Annotated in this window: 9 protein-coding genes; 1 reads left to right on the forward strand and 8 read right to left on the reverse strand. The window is 36.3% G+C overall.

Going from position 1 to position 10134, the window contains the following annotated elements; all coding sequences use genetic code 11:
* Positions 1-76 precede the first annotated feature (76 nt).
* The 8 genes from J7E52_RS26650 to J7E52_RS26685 form a co-directional block, all read right to left on the reverse strand.
* Positions 77-934 carry an MBL fold metallo-hydrolase gene (locus J7E52_RS26650; RefSeq protein ID WP_214751628.1) on the reverse strand — a complete coding sequence of 286 codons (858 nt, stop codon included), beginning with the start codon at positions 932-934 and terminating at the stop codon, positions 77-79.
* Between the two features lie 507 nt (positions 935-1441).
* On the reverse strand, positions 1442-1900 hold the full coding sequence (locus J7E52_RS26655; RefSeq protein WP_214751630.1) for an NUDIX hydrolase: 459 nt from the start codon (positions 1898-1900) through the stop codon (positions 1442-1444).
* 380 nt (positions 1901-2280) lie between these two features.
* Positions 2281-2940, reverse strand: coding sequence for an MFS transporter (locus J7E52_RS26660; RefSeq protein ID WP_214751632.1), 660 nt, complete (start codon positions 2938-2940; stop codon positions 2281-2283).
* A gap of 338 nt (positions 2941-3278) precedes the next feature.
* Entirely contained in the window at positions 3279-4244 is a 966-nt protein-coding gene (locus J7E52_RS26665; protein ID WP_286198107.1) for a zinc-binding dehydrogenase, read from the reverse strand.
* A 62-nt stretch (positions 4245-4306) separates the two neighbouring features.
* A complete protein-coding gene (locus J7E52_RS26670; protein WP_214751634.1) occupies positions 4307-5413 on the reverse strand; it encodes a flavin monoamine oxidase family protein in 1107 nt (368 codons plus the stop codon).
* 485 nt (positions 5414-5898) lie between these two features.
* The gene (locus J7E52_RS26675) at positions 5899-6561 is read right to left on the reverse strand and encodes a carboxymuconolactone decarboxylase family protein (protein WP_214751636.1); all 663 of its coding nucleotides are present in this window, start codon (positions 6559-6561) and stop codon (positions 5899-5901) included.
* Positions 6562-6956: 395 nt separating this feature from the next.
* Positions 6957-7628 carry an ArsR/SmtB family transcription factor gene (locus J7E52_RS26680; protein WP_214751638.1) on the reverse strand — a complete coding sequence of 224 codons (672 nt, stop codon included), beginning with the start codon at positions 7626-7628 and terminating at the stop codon, positions 6957-6959.
* Positions 7629-7805: 177 nt separating this feature from the next.
* A complete protein-coding gene (locus tag J7E52_RS26685) occupies positions 7806-8576 on the reverse strand; it encodes an SDR family NAD(P)-dependent oxidoreductase (protein WP_214751640.1) in 771 nt (256 codons plus the stop codon).
* 1060 nt (positions 8577-9636) lie between these two features.
* Here J7E52_RS26685 and J7E52_RS26690 point away from each other — a divergent pair.
* Positions 9637-10134 (forward strand): IS110 family transposase (locus tag J7E52_RS26690; RefSeq protein ID WP_396020326.1); only part of this gene is annotated, 498 nt, incomplete at its 3' end.

Below are 10134 nucleotides of genomic sequence, written 5' to 3' on the forward strand. Positions count from 1 at the left end.
TGAAACTATACTAACTCCAATGCCCACCGTTAACTAAATAGGAATTATTATAAACCTTGAGGATTAATCTCTTAAGCTAATTATTTATTTCGAACCCGTTCACAAAGTATCCAATCGTTTCAAGCTCTTCTTCATTTAGCTCTCTGTTTAGCTTGAGTTGATAAGATTTCTTTATATCTTCAAAGCGTCCCTCATATTGATCTGTCAAGGTGGCTACAGTCCTTAATAGTATTGCTTCTTTCTGATATTCATCCTTCGATATTGGCTTCCAATGGGATAGGACATAGATTTTAGCATCAAATTGATCGATTGTATCTAATAATTGAATCGTACTTTGAGTCGTATAATTCCTTTTGTTTGAATAGATATCTGCATAAATAGAGTCGCCAAGAAATAGTATTTTTTCTTCTTTGATATAGACAATGATAGAGTCTGGGGAATGATTGCCACCTACATGCTGCAATAGACAAGATACTCCTCCTAGATCAAGCTCCATTCTCTGTTCAAAGGCTAAATCTGGTAATGAAATGATAATATTCCTTTCACTTCCAAATTCTTTTTTGATTGCATTGGCACAAAATTCAATTTCCAATCCCGATTTCACTCGTTCTTCTAAAGCAGAATCTGTCCATTTGTACGAAACAAGGTTCTTAATTTTAGCTTTCGTTTGAATAGAAGCAACAGACAGCATATTCAAAGCAGACAAACCAAAAATATGATCCCAGTGCCAATGTGTAAGCACAACGATGCTTGGAAGTGGAATACCATGTTCTTTAAGCTCTTTAAGAAAACAATTAGCATGTGCTTCTGAATTTCCTGCATCAATCATTAACGATTTATTATCTCCAACCACTACTCCTAGAATAGGTCTATCCGTTTCTGAAACAGGTGTTTGATACCAACATCGATTGCTAATTTTTTCTAACGTTTGCATATGCTTTCCCCCTAAAGATACTATCCTTCAGTAATTCCATGAGTATCCTAATAAACCCTTTGTCACATTTTTAAATGTATATGCTTATATTTCTTGAGTTACTGCAAATGATAACAAACGTACCCAACGCTTTTATGAAAAGATAGGAGCTACATCTGGAGAGTCGCCCAATTATTCAATATAATGAATAAAATGATTTCCCCCATTCGAAAAAAGCTACAGTACAACTTATTACAGTTTTCAAACGAGGCGTTCTACAGTCATCGAAGTATCCAATCTTTTAATATCTAACTACTTGATTATAACCATCAATTTTGTACTTTCCTTTTTATATTGTAACTTATAAATACAGGTACACTTTGTAAAGCTTCTATACAAACTTATTAATACTAATAAATAAAAGGAAACTTCCTTCTTCACTAACCTGTGCCCCTTTAGTTCCATAAGAAAAGGAGCTGCTGATCAGCTCCTGGCAATTAAGTAAAGAACCTGTTAGCTTAATAAAAATTATTTACTTAGTTGTTCATTATAAATACTAATTGAATGTAGCCTCTCTTTTAATAAGTTATCTATTATTTGCTTTAGTACCCTTGGTTCACGTAGTTCCTCATTATCAAATTTCATAAGGTCATTCACCTTAATCCATCTACTGTCTAAAATTTCATCTTCTTCAAGATTTAAAGAACCACCATTAACCTCACCAGTAAAATGAAATAGAATAACTTGATTGTTGGTACTACTGATAAAATTATATACACCCGTTGTACCATTAAGTTTTACATCAAAGCCAGTTTCCTCTTTTACCTCCCTACGAGCTGAATAGAGAATGTCTTCACCATATTCAATGCGTCCACTCGGAAAGTTCCACTTATCAATAGCAGTTGGTTTATTTTCTCTAATTATTAAGACTTCATCATCTCTGAATATTGATACACTAACTACTAAAACTATCCCATTATGAGCCATCCTTTTCGCCTCAGTTATTTAATTTTATATTTATTGCTACCTTTTTCTCTACTTAACACCTGATTACCTTCTTCTACCACTAACCTGCCCCTTTAGTTTAAGTACATTCTTTCACAATCTCAATAGTGTAGAGCCTTTTTAGACACAATCCAATCACCTACAAAATAGAGTTCATAATGTCCATATGACTTGTATCAGAATGCTTATCGTTGTAAATACGCATTTTCCTGATGCTACCCCTAGTGATTAACGGCCTTTAACGGAAAACGAGGGACCAATTTAAGATGATTTTCTGACGTAAAAATCCCCCCAGTTTAATACTGGGGGGATTCAGGCTGTCGAGAAACCCTCGACAGCCTGAGGACCTATTAGGCCTTTTTTTATTTAACTTCCTCATAAACAGTTCCATCTGCATCCTTAACAACAACGTTTTTACCAAGTTTGTCTAAAAAGATAATAATAGTTGGATTCTTTTCTGTTGATTGATTATCAAAGGTTTTTACATTAATCAATGTTCTATCACCTTGTTTTTCTACCCCTGCAACCTCTATATTATTGCCTTGCTTTTCTTTACCTAAAGAAAGAACTATCAATTTTTCGCCATTATTTGGTTCAAACCTTTTAAATCCTTGCGTGTCTGTCTTCACTTGTAACTCTTCATAATACTGTTTTAAATAAGTATCCATATTTTCATTTTTAGCAACCACAATAAAATTATTCCCATAAAATTTATCTACACCAGCATATATAAAGAAAGCTAATGGCACCAATACTACTAATGCGAAAAACACATTTCTTACCATTGATCTATTTCCGGCAATTAATAGTAAAATTGAAACGGTTAAAATACCAATACCTATTGTACTAATTGGCATCCCTTCAAATCCGCCAATTACTAAACCTCCAATGATCGCTAATACACCAATCACAGCCACGAAAATACTTCTTTTTTTATGATCCAATTCTTTAGAAAAATAACTAAGAGCAACAAGAGCAACACCTATTAATAATCCTGTTGCATAAACAATTAAAAGTCCCATAATTAAAACCTCCCAATTCAAGTTAGATACGGAGAAATTATATCAAGGTAATTAACACTTTTGTTAAAAAAACCCTCATTAGTATAAAAGGGGTAGCGTCAGGAAAATGCGGATATACAACGTTAAGGGGTACCACCAACAGTTTTAAATCAAAAAATCGATTTCTTGTACATAAAGAAATCGATTTTTTATTTGTCTTAATAAACTAACGCACCCGTTAGTTTAAGTACAATATTTCACAATCTATTAGTGGAGAAATTTGTAGTAAGTATAAAAAAGGCGTTGCTGCCTTTTTATTTAATGAAAGTGTTTCTTAAAGAACCACTTTTTGTCTAAATTCACTGAGAAATACTTAAAACAGCCCGGAATCGCGTGGATGCTGCCATCATTTTATCGTATGCTTCGTTAGCACGTTGTAAAGGGAAAGTTTCAATCATTGGTCGTACATCAGTGAGAACACTAAAGTTAATGGCTTCTTGAATTTCTCTTGCTTGTCCTGTAAACGAACCCCTAACCGTTTTCGGTCCTTTTAAAAAGTCCATTGCTGACAATTCCAATTGCTCACCAGAACCAGCTACAATAATTAGTTCGCTGTCTGAACCAAGCCCATTGATTAGAGAAGAAATTGCTTTGGCGTCCGGCGCAGTAGCAAGGATTACTTTAGCTCCACCTAATGCCTGTAATGCCTGAGCAGGATTTTCTTTCTCTGAATCAATATAGTAATGTGCTCCAAGTTGACGTACCAGATTTTCTTTATCGCTACCACGTGAAACCGCAACAGTGCGAAATCCAGCTTTTCTTGCGTACTGAACAGCTAAGTGACCAAGTCCACCAATGCCCTGAATGGCTACAAGATCGCCAGGTCGAGCTTTGCTGTTTCTTAGTGCAGTAAACGTTGTTTCACCAGCACACATAAGTGGTGCGGCTTCTAATGCAGATAATTCATTTGGAATGCTGGACAAACTATCCTCATAGGCCACCATGTATTCAGCGTATCCACCGTCCATTGTCAGACCTGTTACGTGGTTGTCCCCTCCATGATATCCAATGCCGACACGTTCACCAATTTTCCACTTAGTCGAACCAGTTCCAAGTTTTTCAACTATACCAATTACTTCATGGCCAGGAATGCGGGGATACTCTGGAGCACTCCCTCTAATGGTCCTCGAATCTCCGTTACATACTCCGCATGCTTCTACACGGAGCAGCACTTGTTTTTCTCCCGGCTGGGGCACCGGGGTCTCTACTAGTTTCATCTTTTCTCCCTTAGAAGGAATTTGTATAGCTTTCATCATTCTCTTCATATACTATCCCCCTACAGTTTAGTAATTTTAAAATTCTGTTAGCTTTTGAAAATATCGTGTCATTAAGGCTTGTTATTTAAATTAATGATTTCAAAAACTGCCTGTTCAGCTGCCTGAAGTGCACCTTCAAGATGTCCCCCATATTGTGAATTAGTCTCTGTACCAGCAAAAATAATTTTCTTTTCCCATACCCCTCCTTGTGGTGGTTTACCATATATAGGAAATTCCCTAAGGGGATTGAAGTCTTCCTCAACAGCCGTTTCGGAATCTTTGGCCCAATCCTTGTAAAGGATAGCACTTACGTTTTTGGCAGGGGGTCCAAAGAGCCTAACCAATTGGTCAATGACCAATTTTAAAATTTTATCCTCACCCAGTTCTCGTCGCATTTTCGCTGGCATACCGAAAAAACCAAATAATGCACCAGAACCTGTATCAGGAGAAGCATCATGGATTTCTTGCAAAGGTCCAACCCAGCTCGATGCGAAGCCAGAGAGCCCTGATTCCCTCCAAAAAGGACGATCATAGATTGCAACTGCCTTAGCCTGTCCTCCCATCCACGTAGGTTTGTTTACAAGATCAGTCATAAGATCTGTAGGGAGAGAAGGAGAGAATTCAATATGACGCGCCACAATTCGAGGCGGTAATGCTAAGATAACAGCACTTGCAGAAACTTCTTCTCTCTTTCCTTTAGCAAGGTCTGCTTCAAGTGTGATAGCACCGGCTTTATCTAATCGAATTGCTGTTACTCGCGTTTCTAACTCGACTATGCCTGGCAGAAGAGTATTTTCAACAGCTTCAATAAGGGATTGCACTCCTCCTATGAATCGCACCGATTTTTCAACTGAGTTTTCTGGCAGTACATAACGCTCTGGTGGTTCGTTGTGGTATCGCTCTGAAAGCATTGCTCCTTTGGTGTACTGGTCAAAAGTTTCTAAATTCAGTTCTTTGACAAGATTAGCAATAGTCCTCTCGTGCTGAGGCCAGAACCATGTCGGCCCGAGATCAAATTTACCTAAGTCAGGTCTGGTTGGATTTTGAGTGCTTAACACTCTACCTCCAATCCTATCTCTAGCCTCTAGAACCCTACATTTAATGCCCTGTTCAGTAAGTAGAGACGCGGCACGTAGGCCACTTAAACCAGCGCCAACGATAACTATAGGATTGTTCATATTCTTTCCTCATTTCGGTTGTACTTAAGATTTCTAAATATGCTTCTGAAAAATACTTACCTTTTAGTATTTACCTCTTCTAAATATGCTTTCCCCATGTAACAAAATGGGATTTCTATATTCGTACAAACTTCAATCTTCGTTATATACCCTCCAATTTTATTAGCACAGTATTGTTCAGTAGAAACCCCAAGGTTATTGCCCATTGTATAGAAAACATCCATATATATTACAATTCCCATCTTCCATAGGACTAGGTGTGCTTGGCACATAATCCACCTTTTTCTCTGTTTTACAATCCTGTATAAGAGACAAATTTTACGAGGAAACACTCTTTTAATATACTGATCATCTTTTTGATTTAAGTTAAGTATAATACCCAGTGGTCAATTCCTATCATCTTAGGAGAGCCAATATCATTTCGTGTTAAAAAAAGAAAAAGGTAGCTGCAAGCTACCCTTTATCTCTTAAGATAAACTAGAAAGTTAAATGGACTCATCGAATGCAATTAATGCATTTACTCCATGAGCAAGAGCCGAACCTGCTTTTAGTGCTGTGGCTACCATAATAGATTCAGCTACTTCTTCCTTCGTCGCTTTTGCATTTTTTGCTCCTCTAGTGTGAATATCAATGCAATAAGGACAGCCTGTTGTATGTGCTACGGCTATTGCAATTAGCTCTTTTTCCTTAACACTAAGTTCTCCTGCTTTCATTGCTTGTTGATCAAATGCAATAAATGCTTTAAAAGTATCTCCGTTTAATTGAGAAAATTCTTTTAATCGATTAAAATAAGCTGCTCTATACAATTCATCATCTTCAACTTTATCATAAGCATTAAGAGCGTTAACTCCATGAGCAAGAGCCGAACCTGCCTTTAGGGCAGTGGCAACCATCACCGCTTCAGCCATTTCCTCTTTTGATGTCTCCTTGTTTTTTGCCTGCTTGACATGGAGTTCTATACAATAAGGACAGCCTGTTGTATGTGCTACAGCTATTGCAATTAGCTCTTTTAATTTCGAGCTTAATTTACCCGCCCCCAGTGCCTTCTTGTCAAAAGTCACAAATGCATTAAATACATCAGGAGACAATTTACTAAATTCACCTAAACGATTTATATTAGATTTTTTATATAGACTATCTTTATTCATTATTATTCCCCCTCAATCTGTCTCAATATTCAGAAACCTTTGCACCTACCGGTGGTACCTAAGCTTTTAAATTAAACTTTAAAAATTTATAGTGAAAAATGCATGTCAGTAAGAAAGGTAGCACATTTTATGAATCACATCGATGAAAGAATGTATTATAAAATTGGTCTTTCCCCATATGAACAACAATAAAAGCATTATTTATTCACTTTTTCCATTCTTACTGACATTATAAAGCAATATTTTTTTAGCTATAAGAAAAAATAACCCCTTGGTTTAATAATATATCGAGACTCATCATTACTTAGGGTGTTAAATTAACTTTGCACTTGGGTTTTATAAAATACAATTTGAAAGCATCTGGAAGTTCATGAACTATAGTAATGAAATATATATTAATGTTTTAGTTCCAGATACTTCTGCCATTCATGAAAACTTTCTGCCATACGGTAAGCCATAAACCCTTGATTTTTCATTTTTTGCGCAGCAATAGCTGAAAAAGCACAGAACTGCCCTCTACAATAAGCTACAACTTCTTTATCTCTCGGTAATTGTTGAAGATATACATCCAACTTTTCCATAGGAACAGAGACCGCGCCTTCTATATGCCCAGCGTTATATTCATCTGTTGGACGCAAGTCTAGGAGGACAACATCTTCTCTATTTAACTTTTCGTACACTTGATCCATCGTAAGTGTATATAAACCTTCCATACCACCTAAGAAATCCTCTTTAATTCGAGTGATATCTGAAAGTTGATTTTCGGCAATATGCCATAAGGAAAATAAAAACTCCACAACAGATGGATCAGCTAGTGAATAAATAGCATATGTTCCCTTTTTAGTAAACTTAACTAATCTTGAATCATTTAGAACTTGAAGATGACGAGAAACATTAGCCACATTCATACCTGTATCCTGCGTCAACTTTTCGACAGTTTTTGGACCCTGAGCTAGCAAATTTAATATCTCAAGGCGTTTGTCACTCGACAAACATTTTCCAATTCTTGATAGTTGTTTATATAATTCATCTTTATAATCTTTTGCAGAAGAAATGAGCTCATCCATACTAATCATCCTTTATTATTCAATTGATTACATTGTTGATGATACTATAGTTGAAGTAAAAATAACAAAATAATGATTTCATTTGCTCTTACCTCATCTGCAAGAGTAAGCTATGTGTTAAAGAAATGATTTGTATTAAAAGGAACAATCATTTTTATGATTGCTCCTATTTTATTTTTATCTTAATCGAGCTGTAACTCCACCATCAAGTGGCATAATAATGCCTGTAATCCATGATGATGAATCATCCGCAAGGAATAAAACTGCATTTGCTACATCGTCTGGAGTACCATTGCGTCCAATAGGATGAAACGCATTAAAGGTTGGTAATACTTCTGCTACTTGTTCTTCTGACATAAAAGTATTGTAAATTGGTGTTTCAACAACTGCAGGTGCTACTGCATTTACTCGAATGTGATCGCCAGCGAATTCTACGGCTAAATTTCTTGTTAAAGCATGTCTTCCTGCCATTGCAGCAGAGTATGCAGATGAAGGAGTTGCTTCCACCGCTTGTATTGCCCACATAGAACCAGTATTTACAATTGCTCCTCCTCCACGTTTTTTCATTTCCGGTATAACTGCTTGAGAAGGATAGAATGTTCCTTTAACGATTGTATCTAAATAGGATTGTAGATCGTCCTCTGTATGGTCAAGGAATGGTGTTGGATTAAATTTTCCTGAATTATTAACTAATATATCTACACCACCAAACACTTCTACTGCTTTTTCAACCAAATTCTCCGAAGTTTCTTTTTTACTTATATCACCGGCTACATATAAAACTTTTTTACCAGTTGGGTCAATTTCTAAAGCCGTTTCCTTTAACACATTTTCTCTACGTCCATTAATAACCACATTTGCTCCTTCTTCAAAAAACTTTTTTGCAGTGGCTTTCCCAATCCCAGTACCTCCACCAGTTACGATTACAGTTTTGTTTTCAAATCTCATTATCATTCATCTCCATTTTTTATTATTTAGTTCAGTGGTCCATTAATCACTAATTGGAAATCCTTTTCAAGTTCAATTCCACCCAAAAACATATTATTTACTGTTGTTAGTTACCTATTACTAATTCATTTACAATAGGTAACTATATTAATTAACTACTAACAGGTAGATTTAATTTTAAAATTTATTTCCAACTCGTGATTTGACAGGACTACTATTCATCTTGAGTAAATTTATGTGATTCACACAAAAAAACTATTCAATTGAATAATTGAATAATAACATTAGAATTCCAACTCGTCAATTATATTTATTTACCTAATAAGAATAAATTTTTTATAGCAGATATTATCCAATACTAACCTCCCCCCCACTCTAGAAGGAAGGCAGCTAAATATAGGGTTTATTTTAAATAAAGCATGATACATTACTCTTCGATTTATATACTTACAAGACACTTAAATGCTTATCTAGACTCTAGAAAGCCCTCTCGCCCCTTTCATTCATCCAGCGCAAGTTGTATATGTGCATCATTGATACCAGCACTCCGGCCAATGCACGCTGCTCAACTTCCTAATTAAAATTAGATTATCCTAAACATTAAACATCTATCCTTCTTGGATAAACCTGCCCCGTTAGTTCCATAAGAAACTCCTATGGCGGCGCTCCTCGCCGCCACCATCTACGAAAACCTAAACTCAAAATAGATCTAACCCATTAACCCCTTGACGATAGATAATGGATGATAACAATACAACCAGGCTGAACTTTTTTTGGTGGATCTTAAGGAAGATACCCTGTATAAGAAACTGGTTGTGACAGTATGGAAGAACCATTTAGTGTACTGCTAGTACGTATACAAAAATTTTTGTAACAAATCTACTGTCATATGTATTGTTAATCTTTTTTTGAGGTGATTCTCCTATGGAAGCAATGATTGAACGGTGTGCTGGCCTAGATGTACACCAAGAAACAGTAGTAGCCTGTGTATTATTTGGTAAATTAGATAAAAGGCCAAAAAACCTCTATTGAAACGTTTTCAACTACAACAACGGGACTCTTGGCTTTAAGTGATTGGCTCGCTACCCTTCAGGTATCCGATGTTGTGATGGAAAGTACCGGAGTCTACTGGAAACCAATATGGAATATACTCGAAGGATCTTTTCACCTTGTTCTTGCCAATGCCAGGCATGTCAAAAATGGTCCAGGCCGTAAAACTGATGTAAAAGATGCCGAATGGCTTGCCAAGCTTCTAAGATGCGGACTTATTGAAAGTAATTTTGTCCCACCAGAGGATATTCGTGATTTACGAGATCTTACTCGTTATCGAAAAAAATTGATTCATCATCGCACATCAGAGCAGAATCGCATTCACAAAATTCTTCAGGATGCTAATATCAAGCTAACATCCGTTCTATCAGACATTTTTGGTGTATCGGGACGCCGTATCCTTGAAGCGATTCTAAACGGTGAAAAAATAGAGACCGATGGTCTTCGAAAAATGGTGGATTGGCGAACAAAGGCAAGTATTACTGACATTGCCCATGCAATTAATGGT

The sequence above is a fragment of the Bacillus sp. ISL-34 genome (assembly GCF_018613325.1).
Taxonomy (GTDB): Bacteria; Bacillota; Bacilli; order Bacillales; family DSM-1321; genus Peribacillus.

Excerpts from the sequence above, each read along its gene's own strand:
- J7E52_RS26650 (WP_214751628.1), bottom strand. The coding sequence starts at position 934 with ATGCAAACGTTAGAAAAAATTAGCAATCGATGTTGGTATCAAACACCT.
- J7E52_RS26655 (WP_214751630.1), bottom strand. The coding sequence starts at position 1,900 with ATGGCTCATAATGGGATAGTTTTAGTAGTTAGTGTATCAATATTCAGA.
- J7E52_RS26660 (WP_214751632.1), bottom strand. The coding sequence starts at position 2,940 with ATGGGACTTTTAATTGTTTATGCAACAGGATTATTAATAGGTGTTGCT.
- J7E52_RS26665 (WP_286198107.1), bottom strand. The coding sequence starts at position 4,244 with ATGAAGAGAATGATGAAAGCTATACAAATTCCTTCTAAGGGAGAAAAG.
- J7E52_RS26670 (WP_214751634.1), bottom strand. The coding sequence starts at position 5,413 with ATGAACAATCCTATAGTTATCGTTGGCGCTGGTTTAAGTGGCCTACGT.
- J7E52_RS26675 (WP_214751636.1), bottom strand. The coding sequence starts at position 6,561 with ATGAATAAAGATAGTCTATATAAAAAATCTAATATAAATCGTTTAGGT.
- J7E52_RS26680 (WP_214751638.1), bottom strand. The coding sequence starts at position 7,628 with ATGGATGAGCTCATTTCTTCTGCAAAAGATTATAAAGATGAATTATAT.
- J7E52_RS26685 (WP_214751640.1), bottom strand. The coding sequence starts at position 8,576 with ATGAGATTTGAAAACAAAACTGTAATCGTAACTGGTGGAGGTACTGGG.